Source organism: Synechococcus sp. CS-1332 (assembly GCF_025127995.1).
Taxonomy (GTDB): domain Bacteria; phylum Cyanobacteriota; class Cyanobacteriia; order PCC-6307; family Cyanobiaceae; genus Cyanobium.
The window spans coordinates 90,049-113,187 of the sequence record NZ_JAHLYP010000050.1 but is presented as its reverse complement, the minus strand read 5'-3'; the positions used below and the strand labels follow the sequence as shown (position 1 = coordinate 113,187).

Sequence of the window (23,139 nt, the reverse complement as noted above, 5' to 3'; positions counted from 1 at the left end):
TTGACCTTGGCGCCTCCCGCGCCAGGCGACCATGGGCAATGACCGGCGTGCCGGTTGGGTCATCGCCGGGGCCGCCGGGCTCCTGGCAGGTGTGGCCCTGCCTCCCCTGGGCTGGCCCTGGCTGATCTGGCCCGCCCTGGTGGTGCTCTGGTCCCTGACGGGGAGTCGCGGCGGCATCGCACCGGCAAGGTTCTGGCGCGGCGGGCTGTGGGGGCTGGCAGCGGTGCTGGTGAGCCACCGCTGGCTGCTGTGGCTGCATCCCCTCGACTGGATCGGTGTTCCCGGCCCCCTGAGCCTGCCGATCTGTCTGGCCCTGTGGCTGGCCATCGGTCTGGCCGCCGCTCTGCTGGTGGGGGCCTGGACGGCGCTGGTGGGCCGGCTCGATCCCGGACGGCCCAGCACGGCGCTGCTGGCGGCGGCCCTGTGGGGGTTGGCGGAGGTGCTGCTGGCCCGCGGTCCCCTGTTCTGGCTGGGGCTGGGCTCGGCGGCGCTGCCGGGGGATCGGGCCCTGGCGGGCCTGGCGGCCCTGGGGGGAGCAGGTTTTCTGGCGGCGATTCAGTTGCTCATCGGCTGGGGCCTCTGGCGGGCCCTGCTGGCCCTGCCCGCCCGCCGGAACCGCTGGCTGCTGAGCAGCCTGGTGCTGGTGGCCTCCTGCCATCTGGCCGGGCTGGCCCTGCTGGACCAGGCCGCAGCCCCTGGCGGCAGGGCCGAGCGCTGGTTGGTGCTGCAGCCCGCCATTCCCACCCGCCAGAAGTTCGAGGCCGATCAGCAGCGGCGTCTGCTGCAGCGGCTGGCCCTGGCCCAGCGGCGTGCCGCCACGGCCGAACCGCCGGTGCAGGGGGTGCTGCTCCCCGAGGGCTCCCTGGCCCTTGGCCAGCCCCTGCCGGAGGCGGCGCCGGTGGAGGTGCTCAGCGGTGGCTTCCGCCGCGAGGGCGTGGAGCTGCGCAGCAGCCTGCTGCGCTTTGAACCCGGCCAGCGCGAGCCAGGCCGCTGGATCGACAAGCATCGGGTGGTGCCCCTCGGTGAATGGGTGCCCCTGGCACACCTGTGGCGATGGAGCGGCCTCTCGGCGGTGGGGGGCGTGGAGCCCGGAACGGCCTCCCGCCTGCTGGCGCGGCCCGGAGGGGATGTGGGGGTGGCCATCTGCTACGAGCTCTCCGATGGGGCGGCCCTGGCCGCCGCCACCCGCGAGGGGGCCCGCTGGCTGCTGGCCAGTGCCAACCTGGACCCCTACCCCGAGCAGTTGCAGGGCCAGTTCGCCGCCCTGGCCCAGCTGCGCGCGATCGAGACCGGCCGCTGGCTGGTCAGTTCCGCCAACACCGGGCCGAGCCTGCTGGTGGACGCGGGGGGTCGGGTGCTGGAGCAACTGCCTGCCGGCCGTCCCGCCACCGGCCTGCTCACCGTGCAGCAGCGCGCCCAGCTCACCCCCTACGACCGCTGGGGCGAGGGGCCCTTGATCGGCATCGCCCTGCTGGCGGCCGCCTGGCGCTGGATCGCCGCTGCCGGCGGTGGCACTCCGGTGGCCCCCGATGGGGCGGGGACTTTCAGCCGGGAGAGCCGCTGAGCGCTGGCGCAGGGGGGTCCTTGGGAGGCGCGGCGAACGCGATCCCCTCCACCTGGAAAGCCTGCAGGATGCCCAGATTGATGGCTTGCTGCAGATCGAGATACACCACGACGCTGCTGTCGGGAACAAAGAACACGAACTGGAATTCGAGGGCGCCGTCGGCGAAGCGGGTGAAGTGGCAACGGTCGAACGTGGCCGGCGGATGGGCCCTGACCACCCCCTCCACGAGCCCAGGAATGGCGGCGGCTTGCTCCGCCGGCAGCTGATCGGACAGGCGCAGGGAGTGGGCGACCCTGCGACGGGGCAGATCCCCGAAGTTGCGGATCGTCTTCTGCAGGAGTTCCTCGTTGCCGATCACGATCCGCTCGCCACCCAGGCTGCGGATGGAGGAGGAGCGGATCCCCACCCGCTCCACCGGCCCGAGGACATCGGCAAAACCGATCAGATCGCCGATCTGGAACGGTTTGTCGATGACGATGGTGAGGTAGCTGAGGAAGTGGCTCAACGGCCCCCGCAGGGCCAGCCCGAGGCCGATGCCCGCCCCGGCCAGGGAGGCGTAGATGGCACCGAGGGGCACCCCCTGCTTCTGCAGGAACACCAGGCTGCCGAGCCCCCAGAAGAGGGCGCGGATCATGGGAGCCAGCGCCCGCAGGGTGCTGGTCTGCTCCTCCCGCCCCAGGCGCTGCAGGGAGCGTTCCAGCAGCAGAAGCAGGCTTCGGTTGATCAGCCGCACCACCACGACGACGGCCACCAGCAGGGCGGCGCCTTCCACCAGCCGATCGGGCCCGGGATCGAAGCGCAGCACGTCCCAGCCGCGCACCAGCGACCGCCAGCCCCAGACCACCATGGCCAGATAGCCGAGCGACGCCAGGCTGTTCAGCAGCAGGGGCGCGATCAGGCCGTCGGGCAGGGTGTCGGGGCGAGGCGCGGCGCGCCGGAGCCAGCGGCGCAGTGCCCGCACCAGCAGCCAGACGGCCGCCGAGCCCAGCAACACCCTGGCCAGGGCCATGAGGAGGGCGAATCCCGCAGCCTGCAGCGATGGGTTCAGGATCGGGCCCATCGCTTCAAAGCCATTCATTGTGATCGGCTGATGGCCATCCCCCAGCTGCGGTGGCCTCCGCCAAGCCTCAGTCCTCTCCGTCCGGCGGCGATGGCGTCAGCCGGTTCAACAGGGCGTCGGTGATCTCGGCGGGGAAGGCCACCTCGAGGCGTTCGTTGCGCAGATGCAGATCCCGCTGGGGGAAGGGCATCGTCAGGTCGTGCTGGCGCAGGATGGCTTCGATGCGGAAATTCAGCTCGCTGCGGATCTCGTACTGGCGGCGGGGCTGGTTGATCCAGACCAGCAGCAGAAACTCCAGGGAGCTCTCCCCAAAGCCCTTGAAGAACACCTGCGGTGGTGGGGTCTCCAGGATATCGGGCAGGTCCTGGCAGGCCTCCAGCAGGGCGTTGCGCACCACCTGGGAATCGGAGCCGAAGGCCAGACCCACCGGTATCCGCAGGCGGGCCACCGAGCTGCCATGGCTCCAGTTGACGACGCGGGACTCGAGAAACTCCACATTGGGAACGATGATCGAGATGCGGTCGAGGGTCACCACCTCGGTGCTGCGCAGATTGACGCGGGTCACGGTGCCCTGCAGGTCGCCCACTTCGACGAAGTCATTCACCTTGATGGGCCGCTCGAACATGATGATCAGGCCACTGATCAGGTTCTTGGCGATGCCCTGCAGGCCCAGGCCCACCCCCACCCCCAGGACGCTGGCGAACAGGGCAAGGGAGGTGAGATCGAGGCCCCAGAGCTGCAGCAGTACAAGCGTCCCGAGGAACAGCAGGCCGTACTGAAGGATGAAGGCGATCGCCTCCTGGGAGCCCGGCTCGATCCCTGTGCGCTGCAGGACGCGGATGCGGAGCAGGCCCTTGAGGAACGCCACCCCGCGCACCAGCACCAGGAACAGCGCCACCAGGACGACGGCGTCGAGCACGGAGTAGCGGCGTCCCCCCAGGGGCAGGAAGGGGGAGCCCAGGCTTTCGGTGAGGGCCTCCAGCAGGCGGCTGATCAGCAGCCGCGTGAGCGGGAAAAAACCCGTGATCACCAGAATCGCCGCCACCCAGAGGCCCAGCCGCAGGAGCACCAGCACGCCGTGGAACAGCCAGTCTTTGGGCCGCAGCGGTCGGCTGCTGCCGGGTTCGCTCAGCATCGGCTGGGTGAGGGCCGAAGGCAGATAGCGCTGCCACATCAGCCACAGGAGCCGTTGCAGCAGGAACGTGGCCGCCAGGATGCCCAGGGAGATGGGGATCATGCGGGCCACGTAGGCGGGCTGACGTTCGAAGCGCCCCCGGTGGATGGCCGCCGTGAGGCTTTGGCGCCAGAGTTCGGCCTGCCTTTCCACCGCCAGGCTCTCCGGCGCGTCGCGGCGGGTCACCGTGAGGATCACCTCGTCATCGAGGGTGATCACCGGCAGGTTGTGGAGCTCCTCCACGCCGATCGTGGCCGGGCTGAGGGTCGCCACCGCGTCCTGGATCAGCCGATTGGCCCGCTCCACCCGTTGCTCGGCCGTGTAGTCCTTTGAGGTGGCGACCGGGAACAGACGGTTGCCGTCCAGCTCCAGGAAGGCCGGGGCTTCCGGCCGCTCCTGGGCACTGGCCCCAGCGAAGGGGGCCACCACCAGCAGGACGGCCAGGGCCATCAGGCTGGCCAGGATCACCAGACGGCTTCGGCGGCGACCGGCCCAGGGGCGCCACGGCAGGGCAGGGCTCAGGTAAGGACAGGCTGGGAGCCCTGGCTGGCTGGCCGCGCTACCAGGATCTTGCGCAGGGAGAGGCGTGCGGCCGCGTCGGCGTGCTCCAAGTCCGCAGCGATGGCGGTGGCCGCTGCCTCTCCCTCGTCGTCCTGGGGTTCGAGCAGATCGAGCACGGCCTGGCGCACCCCCGAGAGGCGTCGCTCCAGCCTCAGGCGTGCCTGTTGTTCCTGCTCCAGCTCCTGCACCAGCACCTGGCACTGCCGTTCGGCGGCCTCCTGGCGCAGGCGATCCCGTTCCCGCTCGGCCTCCTCCAGGTCCGCCTGCTCCTGTTCGGCGATGGCGAGTTGCTGGCGGACGGCCTCGTGGAAGCGCTCCACCTCCGCTTCGGCCTGGCGCTGGCCCTCCCGGGCCTCGGCCAGTTCGGCCTCGAGCCGTTCCCGCACCCGACGGGCCTCGTCCTGCTGGGCGGCCAACTCATGGGCCCTGGCGGCGGCGTTGGCCTCCACGTGGCGCCGGAAGCGCCGCTCCTGCTCCAGTTCCTCGCGCAGGGCGTCGACTTCGCCGGTGGTGGCGGCGATCAGCTTCTGGGCCTGGGCCGCGAGGGCCTCGACCGCCTGGGAGAAGGAGGTGGACATCGGCGTGCGCAGGGGGAAGGACGATGGCAACGCTCTAAGTCTGCGAGGGGGGGCTTGTCGGTAGCGATCGGCTCCTCGCATGGGTGGCATCGTTGCTGCAGCCGCCCTGGTCGGTGCTGGCCCCGAGCGGTGAACGCCCATCCCGGCTCGGGGTTCGCTGTGAAGAATGTGCCGAGCTGCACTTGGAGCCAGCGGCGCGCTCGCTTCAATGTCCTGCGGCCCCGTTCTTCAGCCAGCCCATCGATCCGGTGCCCCTCCCCCGTCCCGATGCCCTGCCGTGGGCGATCCTCCTGGTTCTGCTGACCCTGGCTGTGGGGATCGGCCTTCTGGTCCTCGGGCCAGCCCCTGCCCGGGCGGCGGACAGCTGCCCGCCGTCGATGGCGCCGATCCCTGGCGGCCGCTACCGCATCGGTGCGGCGGGCCTCCTGCCGGAGGAGGCGGAGGCGCCGGTGCGGCTGCGGCCCTTCTGCATCGCCCGCACCGAGGTGACCAACCGCGAGTTCGCCGCCTTCGTGGCCGCCACCGGCTACCGCACCCAGGCGGAAAGGCCCCTGCCCCAGGAGCAGTTCCCGGAGCTCTCCGCCGCCGAGCGCCGCCCGGGCTCGGTGGCGTTCCGGCCCCCCACCCCAGGGGAACCCTTGCAGGAACTCAGCTGGTGGCAATGGGTGCCAGGTGCCGACTGGCGCCACCCCGAGGGGCCCGGCAGTTCGATTGACGACCGGCTCGACCATCCGGTGGTGCAGGTGTCGCTGGCGGATGCCGAGGCCTATGCGGCCTGGGCCGGCGCTGCCCTGCCCAGCGAAGTCCAGTGGGAGTTCGCCGCCCGGGGCGGACTGAGGGATCGGGCCTTCAGCTGGGGCGACCGCTGGCGAGCGGGCCTGGCCAACACCTGGCAGGGGGAATTCCCCGTCAGCAACACCGGCGAGGATGGCTACCTCGGCACGGCTCCGGTGGGACGCTTCCCCCCCAATGGCTACGGCCTGCGCGACATGACCGGCAACGTCTGGGAGTGGACGGCGGACTGGTACCGGCCTGGCCACGATCGCCTCGCCGGCAAGGACGATCCCCTGCTGGCCGAGCGCGCCGCCAGCAGCGATCCGCGGGAGCCCGGGGTGGCCAAGCACGTCATCAAGGGGGGGTCCTTCCTGTGCGCCCCCAACTTCTGCAGCCGTTACCGGCCCGCCGCCCGGGAGGCCGAAAGCCCCGACACCGGCACCTCCCACATCGGTTTCCGTCTCGCTTCCCCGCTCCTCTCCACCCATGGCTAAGCGTCCCTTCGGCTCCCTGAACGTTCGCCTGGCCGTGCTGGCCCTGGTGGCGCTGCTGGTGGCCTGGCCCATGGGTGGCCTGCCGGCCCTGGCCCAGAAGATCACCGGCACGCCGGGAGCCCCCAACGCCACCACCACGCTCGCCGGCAACCAGCTGCCGGCCCCGGCGCCACCCTTCGGCGGGGTGATCCAGGACGGCGCCCTGCAGTCGAAGCCCTGGTGGGCGCCGCGGATCGTGCCGCCGCAGAGCGCGCCCAACGTGCTGCTGATCATCACCGATGACGCCGGTTTCGGGGTGCCCAGCACCTTCGGCGGCGTGATCCCCACGCCGGCGATGGACCGCGTTGCCAAGGCGGGACTGCGTTACAACCGCATGTTTTCAACAGCGTTGTGCTCCCCCACCCGCGCCGCCCTGATCACCGGCCGCAACCACCACTCCGCCGGTTTCGGGGTGGTCTCGGAGCAGTCCACCGGCTTCCCCGGCTACAACAGCATCATCGAGCGCGACAAGGCCACGATCGGCCGGCTGCTCAAGGACAACGGCTATTCCACGGCCTGGTTCGGCAAGGACCACAACACCCCCGCCTTCCAAGCCAGCCAGAGCGGGCCGTTTGATCAGTGGCCCACTGGCATGGGGTTCGAATACTTCTACGGCTTCGTGGGCGGTGACGCCAACCAGTGGCAGCCCAACCTGTTCCGCAACACCACCCAGATCTATCCGTTTGAGGGCAAGGCTGCCGGCAGCTGGAATTTGGTGACGGCGATGGCCGATGACGCCATCGACTACATGAGCCGGATGCACCAGACCAATCCCAGCAAGCCGCTGTTCATCAAGTACGCCCCCGGGGCCACCCACGCGCCCCACCACCCCACCAAGGAGTGGGTCGAAAAAATTCATGCCATGCATCTGTTTGATGATGGCTACGAGAAACTGAGGGAGCGTATTTTCGCAAACCAGAAGAAACTCGGCGTGATTCCCAAAGACGCCAAACTCGATCCCTGGCCCGCCGATGTGATCACCCCCTGGGACAAGCTGAGCCCGGAAGCCCAGAAACTGTTCATTCGCCAGGTGGAGGTGTTCGCCGCCTTTGCCGCTTACAGCGACTACGAAATCGGCCGGGTGATCCAGCAGTTCGACGATCTCGGCAAGCTCGACAACACGCTGATCGTCTATATCAACGGCGACAACGGCACCAGCGCCGAAGGCGGGCCGTTGGGCACCCCCAATGAGGTGGCCTGGTTCAACGGCCTCAACAAACTGCCGGTTGAGGTGCAGATGAAGTTCTACGACGTCTGGGGCACCGAGTTCACCTACAACCACATGTCGGCGGGCTGGTCGTGGGCCTTCGATACCCCGTTCAGCTGGTTCAAGCAGAACGCCTCCAGGCTTGGTGGTGTCAACCAGAACATGGTGGTGTCGTGGCCGGCGCGCATCAAGGACAAAGGAGGCCTGCGCGAGCAGTTCGTGCACGTGATCGATGTGGTGCCGACGATCCTCGAGGCCGCCGGTCTGCGGGCGCCGGAGGTGGTGGACGGCTTCCCGCAGAAGCCGATAGAAGGCACCAGTTTCCTCTACACCTTCGATGGCAAGAATGCCAAATTGCCCTCGCGCCACAAGACCCAGTATTTCGAGATGATGGGCCAGTGGGCGCTCTACGACGAAGGTTGGTTGCTGAGCACCAAGGTGAACCGGGCCCCCTGGGACGCCTTCGGCCCGGCCAACCCGGATCCGCTCAACAACCAGACCCTGGAGCTGTACAACCTCAACACGGATTTCAGCCAGACCACCGACCTGGCGACCCAGAATCCGCAGAAGGTGAAGGAGATGAAGGCGGCGTTCATCGCCGAGGCCAAGAAGTATCAGGTGTTCCCTCTCGATGCTTCGGTGGCGGCGAGGATCGTGGCGCCCCGGCCCAACATCACCGCCGGCCGTTCCGAGTTCGTCTACACCCATCCGATGGTGGGGCTGCCCCAGGGCGCTTCGCCCATGCTGCTCAACACCTCCTACACCGTCACCGCCGACATCGAGGTGCCGGCCGTCGGCGCCGAGGGCATGCTGCTCACCTCGGGCGGCCGCTTCGGCGGCTACGGCTTCTACCTGAAGAACAGCAAGCCCGTGTGGGTGTGGAACATGGTCGATCTGGAGCGACTCAAGTGGGAGGGCACCGATCCCCTCTCCCCTGGCAAGCACAAGGTGGAGTTCGATTTCGTCTACGACGGCAAGGGGGCCGGCACCCTGGCCTTCAACAACTTCAGCGGTGTCGGCCGCCCCGGCACCGGCACCCTCAAAGTCGACGGCAAGGCGGTGGCCACCAAGACCATGGCCAAAACCCTGCCGATGATCCTGCAGTGGGACGAGAGTTTTGATATCGGCTCCGACACCCTCACCGGCGTCAACGACGCCGACTACCAGCCACCGTTCCGCTTCACCGGCAAGCTCAACAAGCTCACCCTCAAGCTCAATCGCCCCCAGTTGTCCCCTGAGGACATCAAGAGCCTGGAGGCGGCACTGCGCACCAAGGCCGTCAGTGAGTGAGCAGGGGGCCCACGGCCCCGACGCGGCTCAGAGCCTGGCAGGACACAGCCGCCTCCATTCCCCCAGGGCCTCTCCAGCGGCGTAGTACTTCCGCAGGCTCATCGCCGCGTCGTAGTGCTGCTTCTGCAGCGAGCCCGCCCAGGCGGCGGCGGGGCAGGGCTGGGGAGCGGCTCCAGCGGCGCTGGTGCGTTCGGCCGCCTCCAGCCCCAGCCGCAGCCGGAACAGGCCTTCCTGGCCGTACTGCTGCCGGAAGGCTTCCCGGTCGATCGGCGCCAGGGAGCCGTTGCCGGGTTCCACGATCCCTTCCGCCCGGCCAATGGCCGGAACAAGCAGCGCCAGGCTCAAGGCGAGGCCGCTGGCACAGCGTTGCCACCACTGGGGGCAGGGGAGACGGGCAGACAAAGGGCAGGGGGCAGGGGATCCGGCCATCCTGTCTTCTGAGCCAATGGCAGGGGTTTCCCGCTGAGCCAGCTTGGTCACAGCACCATGACGGAGCCGGAGCAGGGCTACCGGCGGGGATGGGGGAGTGGCCCCACCGCGCAGCAACAGAGCTGACGTGGACCCCGAAAACCTGATTCGACCCTGATGGGAGCCTCCCACCTGGCCAGACTTGGCCAGGGGAAGCCCTATGAAACGAAAGCCCCACGATCCCGAGCAGATCATCCGCAAGCTGCGCATCGCGGAGCAGGTGTTCAACAAGGGCATGAGCGTCGCTGACGTGTGTGAGGTTCCCCCGGTTCTGTGGACAGGCCGGTATGGGTCACGCCATGACCACCAGACAGTGCATCGGTGACCAACCCGCGATCGGGCAAACATCAGTGGTCTAATTCTTGACCTTCGATGTGGGGATTCTGATCCGCTGATTCTCGTGCATACAAGGTACTTCAGGCGTCTTATTTGTATGATCTCGTCGAGAAATACGTTTGGCCTTTAAGATTTTACGTTAATCTTCTGCCTCGTCATCGCTAGTCCGTCAACCAATGGCACAGTTCAGGCCAAAGGCACGAAGGCACCTAGCCGTCATGCCTTCGAATCTCGTCTTGGGGCCGTTCGTTAGCTCTGCGCATCCAATCGTTTCGAACTTAGACCGTTCGTCCCTGCAGCAGATTCACTACCAGCAGGACCAAAGCAATGACCAGCAGCAGATGAACTAGTCCGCCTGCTGTAAAGGAACTAACCACTCCCAGCAGCCAGAGAGCGGCGAGCACAACGATAATCGTGTAAATCATGGCCTACCTCATTGCAGGTGATAGTGGATGGGAGTTGGCCAACCAAAGAATCGGTGGCTATTGGTCGCGCAGTCGAAGTGATCAAACATCTAATCGGTCGCCCCATGGGCCTTGTGGGGGATGGTCTGGGCTCCTTTTTCAAGGGTGACCTAGGCTTTCATTCCTGGGGCGTCTACCTGCTTGGCCTCTACCTTCAGTAGTAATGGAATTGGGACCGAGTGGGTTTCCCTGCCGAGGCCCTTGTCTCCTTTCTCGGCAGGATTTGACAGTTTGGAGGACCCGTTGCAGGCCGCGTTGCGGATCTGGGCTCAGCCCATTCCGGCCTTGTCCTTGACATCTTCGACAGCATTACGGACTTTGGCCTCGGCCTGCTTGGCCTTGCCGGCGAGGCGATCTCCCTGGTTGCCCGTGACGTTGCCAATCGATTCCTGAGTCTTGCCCTCGAAGTCCTTGGCGCCAGCCTTGACGCGGCCGGCGGTGGCGGCCAGGGGCACGGGGAAGGCGCTGAGGGTGAAGGATCCTGAGGCCTGGGCGGGTGCGCTTAAGGCCGGCGTGCCGATCAACACCAGCAGGCTGAAGGCCAGGCCAAGGCAAGTGGCGGCCAGCTCGCGCAGAAAACGTAGTTGGTGCTTCATGGTGACGATGGCGAGGGGGAAAGGAGTTGTAGAGATAAAAAACTGTGGCAACCAACGCTGCCTGTCCAGGAGAGCTTTATCATCAGTAAAGACTGATGATGAAGCTCTCATCACAATGATCAGATAGGAACATCGTGATTCAGACAGCTATTCATGTCACGCTACGCCGGCCGGTGAGGAAAGAGACCACGGCCAGCACGAGAAACACAAGAAACAGAACCTGGGCGATGCTCGCAGCTGAGCCGGCGATACCACTGAAGCCCAAGACGGCAGCGACGATCGCAATGACAAAAAAGCTTATCGAGTAGTTCAGCATGACGGGTCTCCTAAGGGGTGTTTATGAGCTGGGTAATCTCTTGTTGACTCTTGCCGAGCTTCTTCTGCAGATGGCCAAGTAATTCCTCTTCTTGGCCCTCGGTGTAGGCCACATCGTCATCGGTGAGATCGGCAAACTTCTGCCTGAGCTTTCCTTTCAACTCATGCCATTCACCTTTGAACTGGAGTTTGTTCATGATCAAGTCCGCAAGGATCTGGGATCAATGCCAGAGCAGATGGAGCGACCGGATCGCTGCCAGAGCACATCCTTTCGCTTGTCACGCCTTTGCTCCTCTCCCTTCACTATGGGCCTGAAAGAGGTGTTTAACTGCTGTAGATGTGCCTCATATCCACGGCACCACTAAGGCCCAGCATTTTCAGCTTGCTCGTCACATCACCACCGGTTCCTACCTACGTTTTAAATAGGAGCCTGTTGCACATAGATCGCGCCCAGCCTCGCCTCAGTCGCTGACAAATCTGTCCAGATCCTTGTGACTGCAATGGATCCGGACGAGAGGATGGGGTATGCACAAGCCCAACTTCTTCCCTCCCTGGCAGAATGTCATTGGCCCTACCCATCGCCATGGCCGGTGTTGCCGCAGCTCGTTTCATGAAGACCCGTTGCCGCCAATGAAGACAGGTGTCGATCAACCAGATGCTCTTGCCCGCGTCGGTCGGCTGAACGATGGTGATGGCATCGGGATTCGGAGGCTTCATTGATGGAAGACACCCCCCCGGAGCAGGCGTCAGGAGCGCGCTGACGATCCGGCCCCTGCTCCAACACTCTCAACGGATCTCTGACGTTCCAGGCGTGTCACGCTGTCGCCGTCCACTGCACCGACTCAGGTGCCCCGGACCCAACGGAACGTCCCACTAGACACCTGGCCCCAGGTGCCAGCGCCAGCGGCTCCGACCCCACAACCACACGATCCAAGCCCGGTGGCCCTAGTCGCCGGGCTTCCTCGTGTCGGAAGTGATCAGCAACGCTGAGAATTCCCATGGAAAAGGCCCACCGGTCGAGGGCCCCGATGGCCGCGAATGGGCGTGGGCTGGTGATCGGGGGCGGCTCGACGGCCCCGAAGCTCTGAGAGAGGAGCACCCGCTGTATGACGACCGCTTTTACGACCGCACAGCGAATCTCGCAATGGGTGCGGCATCCCAGAAACAAGAAGACCCCAGCAAAGCCGGGGTTTTCAGGGGATGGAGCCAAGCGGATTCGAACCGCTGACCCCCTGCATGCCATGCAGGTGCTCTACCAGCTGAGCTATGGCCCCATTGATGCGCCGGCGAACCGGTGCTTGTGGAGCTTACAACGTGGCCGATCGCCCCCCAGGCACCCCTCAGACCTGGCGCCAGACGGCCACCAGGCGACCCTGCACGCTCACCTGGTCGGCGGGCAGGAGGATTGGTGCGTAGGCCGGGTTGGCGGCCTCCAGGCGCACCTGGCTGCCCTGGCGGTGGAAATGCTTGAGGGTGGTGCCGCTGCCCGGCACCAGGGCGCTCACGATCGTGCCTTCCCGCAGCCTTGAAGGGTCGGGAACGGGCTCCATCAGCACCACGTCGCCATCGGCGATGTGGGCGTCCACCATCGAGTCGCCGTTGACGGTGAGGGCGAACAGGCCGCGGGTGTCGAGCACTGGGGCCAGGTCGAGGTGCTCCTGCACGTCATCGAAGGTTTCCACCAGTCCGCCGGCGGCGACGGCCCCGAGCACCGGAATGCCTGTGGGGGCGTTACCGAGCAGCTGCAGGGTGCGGGCCTGCCCCTCCTGCCAGGTGATCCAGCCCTTCTGCTGCAGGTGGCGCAGGCGGCTCTGGATCGGCGCCGGCGAGCGCAAGCCCATGGCCTCCATCATCTGGCGGATCGACGGGCTGTGGCGGTGACTGCCGATGTAGTCGGCAAGCCAGTCGTAGAGCTCCCGCTGGGCCTCGGTGAGCTCCTGGAGGGTGGCGAACACGGGCAGTACGAATGAACCAGTCCCTTTCTGCCATCCCGTGGCCGGTTTGTCCACTCCCCCGGGCCGCCGGCCCCTCCCCTCAGTCGCTGACGCCCCCCAGCAGGGTGGCCAGCAGGGCCTGCTGCACGTGCAGGCGGTTCTCCGCCTGGTCGAACACCCGGCTGGCGGCCCCTTCGATCACACCGGCGCTGATCTCCTCGCCCCGGTGGGCGGGCAGGCAGTGCAGCACGATCGCCCGTGGATCGGCTTCGGCCAGCAGGTCCTCGTCGAGGCACCAGCCGCTGAAGGCCTGCTCCCGCTGGGCCTGCTCCTGCTCCTGGCCCATCGAGGCCCAGACGTCGGTGTAGAGGACATGGGCGCCGCGGACCGTGGCCAGGGGCTCCTGCAGCACGGTGATGGCGGCGCGCTCACCGGCGAGGGCCCGGGCCTGGGCCACCACGGCTGGACTGGGGGAGAAACCGTCGGGGCAGCCGATGCGCACGTCCATCCCCAGCAGGGCCCCGACGAGCATCAGCGAGTGGGCCATGTTGTTGCCGTCGCCCACGTAGGCCAGGGTCAGGCCCTGCAGGTCGGTGGGTCCATGGCCGAAGCTTTCCTGGATCGTCAGGGCGTCGGCCAGGGCCTGGCAGGGGTGCTCCAGGTCGGTGAGGGCATTGATCACCGGGATCGAGGCCCAGTGGGCGTAGTCGACCAGGTCCTCCTGGGCGAAGGTACGGATCGCCAGGGCATCGCAGTAGCGGCTCAGGACCCGGGCCGTGTCGGCGATCGGTTCGCCCCTGCCCACCTGGGTGACGGCCGGATTGAGGTCGATCGTCTGACCGCCGAGCCTGGCCATGGCGACGATGAAGCTGACCCGGGTGCGGGTGGAGGCCTTGGAGAAGATCAGTCCCAGCACCCGGCCGGCCAGGTCGATGCGTCGTTCACCGCTCTTCAGCTGGCGGGCCAGTTCCAGCAGGGCGAGAGTCTGGAGACCGTCAAGGTCGGCGGAGGAAAGCAGGTCGCGGCCCTTGAGGGCGGCGAGTGGGGCTGAGGGGGACACCATGGCCCACGTCCCAAAGAACCCTTATGCGAGATCGACCCCCCCCACGTCAAGAGCAGGGACGCAGGCCATGCTGCGCGGGCTGCACGGCGCTGGTGCCGGGGAGCAGGATGAAGGGCGTGCTGGGCCAGGCCCCGGGTGCCTCCCAACAGGTCATGGAGGGGTTGGCGGCGCGAAGGGCTGGTCGGTCCTTGGAGGCCCCGTGAAAACCGAGGAACGGCTGCTGCAGGGGCTGGTCGGGGGCCAGCGAATCGCCAGGGAATGGCTGCAGCTGGCCGGGCTGGAAGTAAAGGGGGCTGAGGGCCTCCAAGAGCCAGCCGTTGCTCCAGCAGCCCCTGTCGCAGACGCCGCTGCGCTCGACGAATCTGCCCATCAGCTTGACGTTTTGCAGGGGCGCCCTTTTCTCGTCCAGCTCCCGCTGGCCCATCTGCCATTGCAGAAGCAACCAGACCACCAGCAGTGCGGTAAGGGCGAGCCGCCGGCCATGGGAGAACCGCTGGCCCAGCTCCCAGCCATCGCCGCAGAGGTAGGCCAGGGCGGGCAGCACGACGATGTAATACCTGGCCTGGGACAGGGGTTTGACCAGGTCGATCGGCAGCATCAGCGCGACGAAGCCACCGATCGCCAGCAGCAGGAACCGGGCTTCGCCAACCGCCAGGCCCGACGGGGCTGCCGCTGCGGACTCCGGATGTCGCCGGGCGGCCGTGAGCGCGACCATCAGGGCCATGGACACCCCCAACGCGATCAGCAGCCCTTCCGGTCCCGCGCGGCCCGGAACCAGCAGCGGCAGGGTGCCGCCCAGGAACTCGCTGAAGGTGCCGCTGATCGGCGTCACCTGGATCCAGTCGAGACGCTCCAACTTGTTCGAGAGCGAACTCGACAGCAGATGGGCCATGGGCCAGGCCAACACGCCCAGGAGCAGGGGCAGCACCTGCTGGCGTCGACGCCATACCAGGCCTTCAGCGCAGACCACCGCCAGCACCACCAGGACGAACAGCAGCGAGAAGTAGTGGCTGAGGGATAGCAGCAGGCAGGCAAGGCTGAACAGACGCCGCAGGGCCCGCTCGCTCCAGCCGACCAAAAGGCTGTTGCTGGAGCCACCCAGACGCCGTTGCCTCAGTTCCAGGGCCGATCCCAGCATCACGGCCGACAGGGCCAGGGATGTGGCATAGCTGCGGGATTCCTGCGCGTAGAACAGAAAGGCCGGACTGGTGCCCAGGAAGGCCACGCTCACCAGGCGGCGGCCTGGCCCCCGGCCTGAGGCAAACAGCGCCGTGGCCACCAGGCCGGTGCCGGCCATCAGCAGACTCAGGCTCCGGGTGGCCATTTCGCCGCTGCCGGTGAAGCCGATCCAGAGCTTGAGCAGGGTCTGGTAGAGGGGGGGATGGGTGTCGGGAATCAGCCAGTCCCGCAGCATCACGCCCCAGTCGGCCCGGCTGGCGGACACCGACCAGAGCTCATCAGCCCAGTAGGAATAGTTCTCACCCAGGCCGCGACTGGCGGCCCATAGGAAAAAAAGGATCAGCCCGCCACTGATGACGAGCTGAACCCTCTGGTGGCTGAGCGTTGACCAACTTCTGAGGGAGTGCAGTCGTTGGGACGGATCGGGGCTCAGGCGGCAGCACCCTCCAGCACCGGCGTCTCGGGCAGGCGGCTGGAGGCCAGCAGATGCTTGAGCTCGTCGCCCTCGATCACTTCCTTCTCGAGGATCTTGTGGGAAATGGCCTCCAGCAGCTCTCTGTTGTGGTGCAGGATCGCCAGGGCCCGGTCGTGGGCCCGGTCCACCAGCCCACGCACTTCCTTGTCGATCTCCAGGGCGGTGGCATCGCTCACGGCCCGGCGGGGGTTGGAGTTACCCCCCAGGAAGCGGCTGCCGCCCTGCTTGTCGTAGGCCAGGGGGCCGAGGGTCTCACTCATGCCGTAGGTGCCGATCATCTGCTCGGCGATGTCGGTGGCCCGTTGCAGGTCGTTGGCGGCGCCAGTGGTCACCTCACCGAAGACCACTTCCTCGGCGGAACGGCCTCCCAGCAGGGTGGCGATCTGGCCTTCGAGATCCTCCTTGGAATTGAGGAAGCGTTCCTCGGTGGGCAGCTGCAGGGTGTAGCCCAGGGCCGCCATGCCGCGGGGCACGATCGAGATCTTGGCCACCTTGCTGCCGCCGGGCATCAGGTGCCCCACGATCGCGTGGCCCACTTCGTGATAAGCCACCACCTTCTTTTCGTCGGGCTGCAGCACCCGGCTCTTCTTCTCCAGACCCGCCACCACCCGTTCGATGGCTTCGTTGAGGTCGGCCTGCTCCACCTCGGTGCGATACACCCGGGCCGCCAGCAGGGCCGCTTCGTTGACCAGATTGGCCAGGTCGGCGCCGGCGAAGCCGCTGGTGGCCTGGGCGATCTTGTCGAGATCCACCCCATCGGCCAGCTTCACCTTCTTGCCATAGATGTCGAGGATCATCTTGCGGCCGGAGAGGTCGGGGCGATCCACCAGCACCTGGCGGTCGAAACGGCCCGGACGCAGCAGGGCGGCATCGAGGGTTTCCGGCTGGTTGGTGGCCGCCAGCACGATCACAGGCTTGTCCTGGGCGGTGAAGCCGTCCATCTCGGTGAGCAGCTGGTTGAGGGTCTGCTCGCGTTCGTCGTTGCCGCCCACCACGCCCATGGAGCCCGAGCGGCTCTTGCCGATGGCGTCAAGCTCGTCGATGAAAATGATGCAGGGCGCCTTCTTCTTGGCCTCCTCGAACAGATCGCGAACCCGGGCGGCGCCGGCGCCCACGAACAGCTCCACGAATTCGGAGCCGGAGATGATGAAGAAGGGCACGCTGGCTTCACCGGCCACGGCCTTGGAGAGCAGGGTCTTGCCGGTGCCCGGAGGGCCCACCAGCAGCACGCCCTTGGGGATACGGGCGCCGATGTCCATGTAGCGCTGGGGAGTCTTGAGGAAGTCGACGATCTCGGTGAGCTCGGTCTTGGCTTCGTCCACACCGGCCACGTCGGCGAAGGTGACCCTGGATTCCTCATCGGGCACGTAGACCTTGGCCTTCGATTTGGTGAAGCTCAGGGCCCCCTGGGCGCCTCCGCCACCCATGCCGCTGCGGCGGGCGAAGAACTGCAGCACCAGGATGAAGATCAACGGCGGCACCACCCAGCTCAGGGCCGTGGTGAGGAAGCTGGGCCGCTTCGGCGGCGCGGCCGCGAACTCGACCCCGTGCTGCTCCAGGCGCTGGGGCAGCTCCATGTCGAAGATCGGTGTGGTGGAGAGCACCGTGGGGGCCCCCTCCTCAGGAGCCTTGGTGAGCTCGTAGCGAATCTGATCCTGGGTGATGTAGGCCCGCTTGACGTTGTCGCCGTTCACCTGGTCGATGAACAGGGAATAGGGCACCCGCGGCACCTGGGTGGCGGGATTGGGCAGGAAATTGCTGAAGAGGAGCAGCACGCCGAAACCGATCAGGAGCAGGTTGACGAGACCGAACCTCCGGTTGGGGCGGTTGTCGTCCTGACGGATGGCCATGCTGCGCAAAACGGCGTATGGGCCCAAGCTAGGTCTGGTCGTCAACGGGCGTTCCACCCCCCGGTCGGGAGAACCGAACGACCCACCCCTTCGGCTCCATCCCCATCCATGTGCGGCCGCTACTCCCTGGCCACCCGCCTCGATCGACTGCTGCCCCGGCTGAAGGGGCCGATGCCGCCGGGGTTGGTCGACCATTACGCCCCCCGGCCCCAGGTGCGGCCAGGCGAGCCGGTGCTGCTGCAGCGCCAGGAGCACGGCCGCCTGGAGGTGGCCCTGGCTCTGTGGGGGCTGGTGCCGGACTGGTGTCCCGACCCGACGGCCCGCCGCCGGCCCATCAACGCCCGCAGCGAAACCGTGGGGGAGAAACCCTTCTTTCGCGGCGCCTGGCGTCACCGCCGGGCCCTGATCCCCGCCGATGGCTTCTACGAATGGCAGACCAAAACGGTGGAGGGCCGGCCCTTCAAGCAGCCCTGGCTGTTCCGCCGTCGCGATCAACGCCCCTTCTGGCTCGGCGGGCTCTGGGAGCGCTGGCTGGGAGGCGATGGCGGTGAACTCGAGACCTGCGTGGTCCTCACCACGGCCCCCAACGATCTGCTGGCCAGGGTGCACGACCGCATGCCGGTGGTCATTCCCGACGGTCTGGAGGAGGCCTGGCTGGCGTCTGTCGACGGACCGGAACTGCGGGCCCTGGAGCCCCTGATGGCCCCCTGGGATCCGGCGGCGTGGGAGGCGGTGAAGCTGGAGCTGAGCCCGGCGGCGGGTGTTCAGCTGGATTTGCTGGACCGGGCCCCGGACGCCCCCGCCGGCGGCTAGAGAGGACAGGCCCTGACGCCGGTCCCATGAGCCTCGACCAGCTGGATGCCTTCCTGGCCCACGCCCGGGCCGATGCCACCCTTGATCAACGCCTGCACGACCCCGCCGATCCCCCGGATCTGGCGGCCTTCCTGGCCCTGGCCCGCGCCGCCGGTTTCGCCGTCGAGGAGGCCGATGTGATCGCCGCCCAGCAACGGGCCGAAGCCAGCCTCAGCGACGAGGAGCTCCAGGCCCGCGCCGGCGCCGAGGCACGGCGTCTGCGCCACTTCATTCCCGGCTGATCCCATGGCTGAGCGCGTTGCCGCCTATCCACGCCCCCCGGCGCTGCTGCCCTGCACCCAGCACGTGCGGGTGGAGGCCCTGGGTCGGCTGCTGTGTGACACCCACCGCAGCCAGCGGGTACTCGAAACCTTCCATCCCCCGGTCTTCTACCTCTGCCCGGAGGATGTCGACCTGAGCCTGCTGGAGCCCGTTGCCGGCGCAAGCTTCTGCGAATGGAAGGGTCTGGCCAGTTACTTCGATCTTGTGGCCACGAACGGGGCGGGCCAGGAGCAACGCCTTCGTCGAGCCCTCTGGTGCTACCCATCGCCCACGCCGAGCTTCGCGCCCCTGGCCGGTTGGCTGGCCTGTTACCCGGCGCTGATGGACGGCTGCTGGGTGGATGGAGAACGCGTGATCCCCCAGCCCGGTGGGTTCTACGGGGGTTGGATCACCAGTGCCGTCGAAGGGCCCTTCAAGGGGGACCCCCTGCATCCGGAACTGCGCTGAGCGCGGCCCCGTCCAGGCGCCCCTGCCAGAGGAGGTCCGGGCCCAGCCAGCGGATGTCCAGCCCCTGCAGGGCCCAGGGCCCATCCAGGCGTTCCAGGCCCAGATCCCCCAGGGCCGTGCGGGCCGGAAGGCCGCCGAGCAGTTTGGGGGCGATCACTGCGGCCAGTTGCTGCACGCAACCCTGGCGCAGGGCCGCCGCCGCCAGCACCGGCCCGCATTCCCAAAGCACCTGGTTGCAGCCCCGCTGGGCCAGGGCGAGGGCCAGGGCCCCCGGCTCGCAGATCTCCAGGGCCAGGCGCTCCACGCCCAGTGCGTCAAAACGGTCGCAGCGCTCCACCGGTGCCTCCGGGCCATGGACCAGCAGGGTCGCGGCGGCGGCCGTGTCCCAAAGGCGGGTCTGCGTCGGCAGATCAAGGCTCCGGCTCAGCACCACCCGCAGTGGTTCGGGATCGCGCTGCCCCCGGCTGGTGAGCAGGGGGTCGTCGGCCCGCACCGTGCCGCCTCCCACGATCACCGCATCGCAACGGGCGCGCAGGCGGTGCACCCAGCCCCGGGCCTGCGGCCCGCTGATCCACTGGCTGACGCCGTTGGGCAACGCCGTGCGGCCATCCAGGCTCATCGCCCACTTGAGGATCCCCAGGGGGCGGCCCGTGGCGATCCGGTGCAGGAAGGCGTGGTTGAGCCGGCGGGCTTCGGCTTCCATCACCCCTTCGATCACCTCCAGGCCCGCCGCCCGCAGCCGGGCGATGCCGCCGCCGCTCACCAGCGGGTTGGGGTCGGCCATGGCCAGCACCACCCGGGCGATGCCGGCGGCGAGCACTGCCTCGCTGCAGGGGGGGGTGCGGCCATGGTGGCAGCAGGGTTCCAGGGTGACGATCAGGGTGCCGCCCCGGGCCCTCTCGCCGGCCTGGGCCAGGGCGCCCACCTCCGCATGGGGAGCACCGGCGCGGGCATGGAACCCTTCCCCCACCAGCTGGCCGCCGACGTCGAGGATCACGGCGCCCACCAGGGGGTTGGGGCTGGTGCGGCCCTCACCGAGGGTGGCCAGCTGCAGGGCCCTGGCCATCCACGGTTGCCAGGGCGAGGCGACGCTCACGCGGCCGGGGCGTCCGGGAGGCTGCGCCACTCCGCCACCACGTAGGGCGGCACCGCTAGCTCGCTGAAGACCCGCGGAAGCCGCAGGCGCAGGGGACGGTTCCGCTCCAGATCGCCCAGCAGCGGCGCCAGGTCGAACTCGGCTGCGGCGGAACGGGTGTCGCCGGCGAGGACTGCACTGTTGAGGGTCACATCCTCGAGCGCCCAGACCTGACGGCCGCTGCGCACCTCCAGGGCGGTGGGATGGTCGAGGCGCACCTTGCCGGGGTAGCCGACGATCCGCAGCCGCAGGGGGCCGCCGGGTGGCCCCTCCCGGTAGGCCACCACCTGCCAGCTCTGGTCATCGAGGTCGCGCAGGCTTTCCAGGCTGCGCACCACCGGGGTGCCATCGGCATCCGGGTGGGCGTGCACCTGGGCCAGGGCCGGCGCAGGGGCCAGGGCCAGCAACAGGCCCAGGAGGGGGGCCAGGATCAGACCCACGAGCCCCCCCGTCAGACGCCTTACCCGGCTGGCTGCGCTCATGGCTGGCGGTCGGCCCCGGGGATCGGCTGCCAGCCGGTGTGGGTGGCCCACAGGGCCCAGATCGCCATGGCCCGCAGGTAGTGGCAGGCTCGGAAGGTGCCGGCGGCGGTGATCGCCTCCGGCGTCCGGAACTGCAGGCCCCCCTCATACACCTGACGCACGACGGCGCCGGTGATGGCGAAGGCGGTGCCGTTCTGCCCCATCAGCCGGTAGTAGGCAGCCAGGCCGAAGTTGATGCCGGTCCAGACCTCCAGCGGATGGGTGCCCTGGGGATCGAGGGGGGTGCCATCGCGGCACAGGCCATTGGCCACCCCGAGGCGGCCGCCCTCGAAGGCCTCGAAGCAGGCCTGACGGATGGCGTTCAGGGAGGAGAGGGCGCGGTCGTCGGCCACCACCGGCGGCAGCCCCAGCAGGCGGGCGTAGAAGTCGCCGCAGAGCTGGTCGGCCATCACCACCGGGGTGCCGCTGCCGGCATCGATTTTGTAGTACTCGCCGTTCCAGAGCAGGGCATCGAAGTGGCTGCGGGACTGCTCCAGCCAGCCGCCGAACCGCCGTTGCTCCTCGGCGGTGTCCAGCCCCAGCTCCAGCTGCAGCTGCTGGCCGATGGCCAGGGCCGCCTCCAGGGCGGCGATCCAGAGGGCGCCGCAGTAGGCGCTCACCCCCTGCAGGGGCCAGTCGTCGAAGGTCTGGTCCGGGGCGCCGCCGTTGTCGGGCAGCCCGTCGTCGTTCACGTCGAACTGCTTGAGGTAGTCGAGGGCGACCACCGCCGCCGGCCAGCAGTCCGCCAGGAAGCGGATGTCCGGGCCACCGGGGGCCAGCTTGTAGGTGCGCCAGACCTGCAGAACGAAATCGCTGGCGAGGTCCTTCCAGAGGTTGCAGTCCTGGTAGGCGGTGTAGTTGGTGGCGTCGAAGGGGCGCTCGTTGGGGGCCCCGAGGTCGTGGGGGGTGGCCCCCGCCACCTTGCGCGCCGCCTCCACCCGGCCCCGCCCCTGGGTGAAGTACCAGCCGATCGGCCGCGGCGTCGGATCGGCGGCGGGGATGGCGCGGGCGAAGCTGCGCAACACGGCCTTGTCGAGCTCGGGCCAGAGCTGCAGCAGGGCGAAGGAGCCGTACAGCCGCACGTCGAGGCTTTCGTACCAGGCGTAGTCGAGGCACTCCAGTACCCCGAAGCGTCCCACCGGATCCTCCGCGCTGGCGGCGGTCCAGAGGCTGCCGCCGCTGGCCAGGTCGTAGAGCTCGTTGAGCAGGGCCATGCGCAACGGCTCCGCCAGGTCGTGACGTTGCACCACCGGTGCCTGCCAGGCTTCGATCGCAGCCTGCCAGTCGCGCCACTCGGCCAGGGCTTCACCAGCGATGGCGGCGGCGTTGTCGCCGTCGGCTGAGAAGAAGTCGGTGTAGCGACGCAGGGCCCGGGTGCCGGTGGCGAAGGCCGTCACGGGCAGATCCCAGCTGATCACCACCGGGATCTCGAGCGAGGCGCCGGGCTCCAGCCGGAAGCGAACCGCCAAGGCGGCGCTGATCGGGTCGTCGCTGGTGTTGCGGCGGTCGTTGTCACTGTCGGGGATGGAGCCGTCGCGGCTGAAGGGTTCCCAGATCTCTGCCCCATCGCCGCTGGGGTCCCAGCGGCTGCAGCGGAACACCTCCACCCCCGGGTGGTTCAGCGCCGCCTCGTCGGGCACCGCCAGACACCACTGCCCTTCCCCTTCGGCCAGGGGCTGGGAGCGTTCCCCCTCCAGCAGGAGGCCCTTCAGACCGTCCGCGTCGACCCAGCGGTTGCGCTGTCCCCGGCCCCGGCCGATCGCCGGCACGTAGTTGTGCTCCGGGCTGCCGTCGTCCCGGAAGTGAACCTCCGCCGATGGGTCGGTGTTGGTGAACCAGCCCACGGTGTTGCGCCAGCTCAGCAGCAACGACAGCTCCAGCGGCTGGTTGGTGGGGTTGCTCAGGGTCCAGGCGAAGACGGCGACCGGGTAGCTGGTGCGCCGGTAATCGCCGGGCAGGATCGGGCTGAAGGCCTCGCAGCGCACCTCGGCGCTGAACACCGAGGCGTAGTGGTGGGAGCTGACCGGATAGCGCACCGCCACGGTGCCGCTCGGCTGCTCGGTGCTGGCGGCGGGATACCAGCTCCAGGCGGAGAGGGGCTCGCCAGTCCCCGGACGGGAATCGTCGGCCTGGGGCGCTGTGGCCAGGGCATGGGCCCGCCGTCCGTCGCCGTCCTGCTCGAAGAGGGCGAACTGGCAGTCGGGCAGCACGCCGAACCAGTGCTCACCCCCGTCGAGGTGCCAGAGGTTGAAGGCGCCGTCGAGGCCCCGCCCCAGGCAGCCGGCGCCGAAGCCCCCCAGGGGCATGCCGTGGTTTGGGCCGTCGTCGAGGTTGCTGGCGTAGCGCACCGTGTAGGGCTGGCTCCAGCCCTGGCCGAAGGGCCGCGACCAGCTGGCCTCGGGAGGTTGCCAGGGAGTCCTGCCGCGCCGCAGGTTCTGGAGAGCGGAGAGGCCGAAGGGCGCCATGGGGCCAGACGAGGTG

The 23,139-nt window shown here is 68.1% G+C and carries 22 protein-coding genes and 1 tRNA gene; 7 read left to right on the top strand and 16 right to left on the bottom strand.

Features of this window, described 5'->3' with window-relative positions:
• The first annotated feature begins 31 nt into the window (after positions 1-31).
• Entirely contained in the window at positions 32-1,564 is a 1,533-nt protein-coding gene (locus KQ305_RS12920) for an apolipoprotein N-acyltransferase (protein WP_259725807.1), read from the top strand.
• Here the strand turns inward: KQ305_RS12920 and KQ305_RS12915 are convergent.
• The 3 genes from KQ305_RS12915 to KQ305_RS12905 form a co-directional block, all read right to left on the bottom strand.
• A complete protein-coding gene (locus tag KQ305_RS12915) occupies positions 1,545-2,624 on the bottom strand; it encodes a mechanosensitive ion channel family protein (protein ID WP_259725806.1) in 1,080 nt (359 codons plus the stop codon). The two genes, KQ305_RS12920 and KQ305_RS12915, sit on opposite strands and share 20 nt — an antisense overlap.
• A gap of 67 nt (positions 2,625-2,691) precedes the next feature.
• The gene (locus KQ305_RS12910; RefSeq protein ID WP_259725805.1) at positions 2,692-4,266 is read right to left on the bottom strand and encodes a mechanosensitive ion channel family protein; all 1,575 of its coding nucleotides are present in this window, start codon (positions 4,264-4,266) and stop codon (positions 2,692-2,694) included.
• Between the two features lie 50 nt (positions 4,267-4,316).
• Positions 4,317-4,937 (bottom strand): hypothetical protein, encoded by a 621-nt coding sequence (locus KQ305_RS12905; protein WP_259725804.1) that lies wholly within the window; start codon positions 4,935-4,937, stop codon positions 4,317-4,319.
• Between the two features lie 284 nt (positions 4,938-5,221).
• Here KQ305_RS12905 and KQ305_RS12900 point away from each other — a divergent pair, with 284 nt between their 5' ends.
• Both KQ305_RS12900 and KQ305_RS12895 read left to right on the top strand, forming a co-directional pair.
• The gene (locus KQ305_RS12900; protein WP_259725843.1) at positions 5,222-6,205 is read left to right on the top strand and encodes a formylglycine-generating enzyme family protein; all 984 of its coding nucleotides are present in this window, start codon (positions 5,222-5,224) and stop codon (positions 6,203-6,205) included.
• Positions 6,198-8,741 (top strand): arylsulfatase, encoded by a 2,544-nt coding sequence (locus KQ305_RS12895; protein ID WP_259725803.1) that lies wholly within the window; start codon positions 6,198-6,200, stop codon positions 8,739-8,741. The genes KQ305_RS12900 and KQ305_RS12895 overlap by 8 nt, the downstream gene beginning before the upstream one ends.
• Before the next feature lie 27 nt (positions 8,742-8,768).
• Here the strand turns inward: KQ305_RS12895 and KQ305_RS12890 are convergent, their stop codons facing one another.
• Positions 8,769-9,143, bottom strand: a complete 375-nt coding sequence (locus KQ305_RS12890) for a hypothetical protein (RefSeq protein ID WP_259725802.1) — start codon at positions 9,141-9,143, stop codon at positions 8,769-8,771.
• 226 nt (positions 9,144-9,369) lie between these two features.
• On the opposite strand from KQ305_RS12890, the gene KQ305_RS12885 reads away from it, so the two are divergent.
• A complete protein-coding gene (locus KQ305_RS12885; RefSeq protein ID WP_259725801.1) occupies positions 9,370-9,534 on the top strand; it encodes a hypothetical protein in 165 nt (54 codons plus the stop codon).
• Positions 9,535-9,823: 289 nt separating this feature from the next.
• Here the strand turns inward: KQ305_RS12885 and KQ305_RS12880 are convergent, their stop codons facing one another.
• The 9 genes from KQ305_RS12880 to ftsH all read right to left on the bottom strand — a co-directional run bounded on the left by KQ305_RS12880 (position 9,824) and on the right by ftsH (position 17,421).
• Entirely contained in the window at positions 9,824-9,970 is a 147-nt protein-coding gene (locus KQ305_RS12880) for a lmo0937 family membrane protein (protein ID WP_259725800.1), read from the bottom strand.
• 308 nt (positions 9,971-10,278) lie between these two features.
• Positions 10,279-10,716: a CsbD family protein gene (locus KQ305_RS15375; protein ID WP_311134354.1), complete on the bottom strand. Its 438-nt coding sequence runs from the start codon at positions 10,714-10,716 to the stop codon at positions 10,279-10,281.
• Between the two features lie 40 nt (positions 10,717-10,756).
• Positions 10,757-10,921, bottom strand: coding sequence for a DUF1328 domain-containing protein (locus KQ305_RS12870; RefSeq protein ID WP_259725799.1), 165 nt, complete (start codon positions 10,919-10,921; stop codon positions 10,757-10,759).
• A gap of 10 nt (positions 10,922-10,931) precedes the next feature.
• Positions 10,932-11,117, bottom strand: a complete 186-nt coding sequence (locus tag KQ305_RS12865) for a CsbD family protein (RefSeq protein WP_259725798.1) — start codon at positions 11,115-11,117, stop codon at positions 10,932-10,934.
• Positions 11,118-12,121: 1,004 nt separating this feature from the next.
• Positions 12,122-12,194, bottom strand: a tRNA-Ala gene (locus KQ305_RS12860).
• Positions 12,195-12,260: 66 nt separating this feature from the next.
• A complete protein-coding gene (lexA, locus tag KQ305_RS12855) occupies positions 12,261-12,875 on the bottom strand; it encodes a transcriptional repressor LexA (protein WP_399231587.1) in 615 nt (204 codons plus the stop codon).
• A 79-nt stretch (positions 12,876-12,954) separates the two neighbouring features.
• Positions 12,955-13,917 carry an ornithine carbamoyltransferase gene (argF, locus tag KQ305_RS12850; protein WP_259725797.1) on the bottom strand — a complete coding sequence of 321 codons (963 nt, stop codon included), beginning with the start codon at positions 13,915-13,917 and terminating at the stop codon, positions 12,955-12,957.
• 46 nt (positions 13,918-13,963) lie between these two features.
• A complete protein-coding gene (locus tag KQ305_RS12845) occupies positions 13,964-15,361 on the bottom strand; it encodes a hypothetical protein (protein WP_259725796.1) in 1,398 nt (465 codons plus the stop codon).
• 164 nt (positions 15,362-15,525) lie between these two features.
• Positions 15,526-17,421, bottom strand: a complete 1,896-nt coding sequence (gene ftsH, locus KQ305_RS12840; RefSeq protein WP_259725795.1) for an ATP-dependent zinc metalloprotease FtsH — start codon at positions 17,419-17,421, stop codon at positions 15,526-15,528.
• 108 nt (positions 17,422-17,529) lie between these two features.
• Between ftsH and KQ305_RS12835 the strand changes: the two genes are divergently transcribed.
• Genes KQ305_RS12835 through KQ305_RS12825 form a run of 3 tightly spaced genes read left to right on the top strand, consistent with a single transcriptional unit; the run spans position 17,530 to position 19,002 of the window.
• Positions 17,530-18,234, top strand: a complete 705-nt coding sequence (locus tag KQ305_RS12835; protein WP_259725794.1) for an SOS response-associated peptidase — start codon at positions 17,530-17,532, stop codon at positions 18,232-18,234.
• A gap of 26 nt (positions 18,235-18,260) precedes the next feature.
• Positions 18,261-18,515 (top strand): Nif11-like leader peptide family RiPP precursor, encoded by a 255-nt coding sequence (locus KQ305_RS12830; protein WP_259725793.1) that lies wholly within the window; start codon positions 18,261-18,263, stop codon positions 18,513-18,515.
• Positions 18,516-18,519: 4 nt separating this feature from the next.
• Positions 18,520-19,002 (top strand): DUF427 domain-containing protein, encoded by a 483-nt coding sequence (locus KQ305_RS12825; protein ID WP_259725792.1) that lies wholly within the window; start codon positions 18,520-18,522, stop codon positions 19,000-19,002.
• Here the strand turns inward: KQ305_RS12825 and ribD are convergent.
• Genes ribD through KQ305_RS12810 form a run of 3 tightly spaced genes read right to left on the bottom strand, consistent with a single transcriptional unit; the run spans position 18,968 to position 23,123 of the window.
• Entirely contained in the window at positions 18,968-20,068 is a 1,101-nt protein-coding gene (gene ribD / locus KQ305_RS12820; protein ID WP_259725841.1) for a bifunctional diaminohydroxyphosphoribosylaminopyrimidine deaminase/5-amino-6-(5-phosphoribosylamino)uracil reductase RibD, read from the bottom strand. The genes KQ305_RS12825 and ribD overlap by 35 nt on opposite strands.
• A 26-nt stretch (positions 20,069-20,094) precedes the next feature.
• Positions 20,095-20,619 (bottom strand): DUF3122 domain-containing protein, encoded by a 525-nt coding sequence (locus KQ305_RS12815; RefSeq protein WP_259725791.1) that lies wholly within the window; start codon positions 20,617-20,619, stop codon positions 20,095-20,097.
• The gene (locus tag KQ305_RS12810) at positions 20,616-23,123 is read right to left on the bottom strand and encodes a GH116 family glycosyl hydrolase (RefSeq protein WP_259725790.1); all 2,508 of its coding nucleotides are present in this window, start codon (positions 23,121-23,123) and stop codon (positions 20,616-20,618) included. Before KQ305_RS12810 ends, KQ305_RS12815 begins: the two co-directional genes overlap by 4 nt.
• Positions 23,124-23,139: the final 16 nt, after the last annotated feature.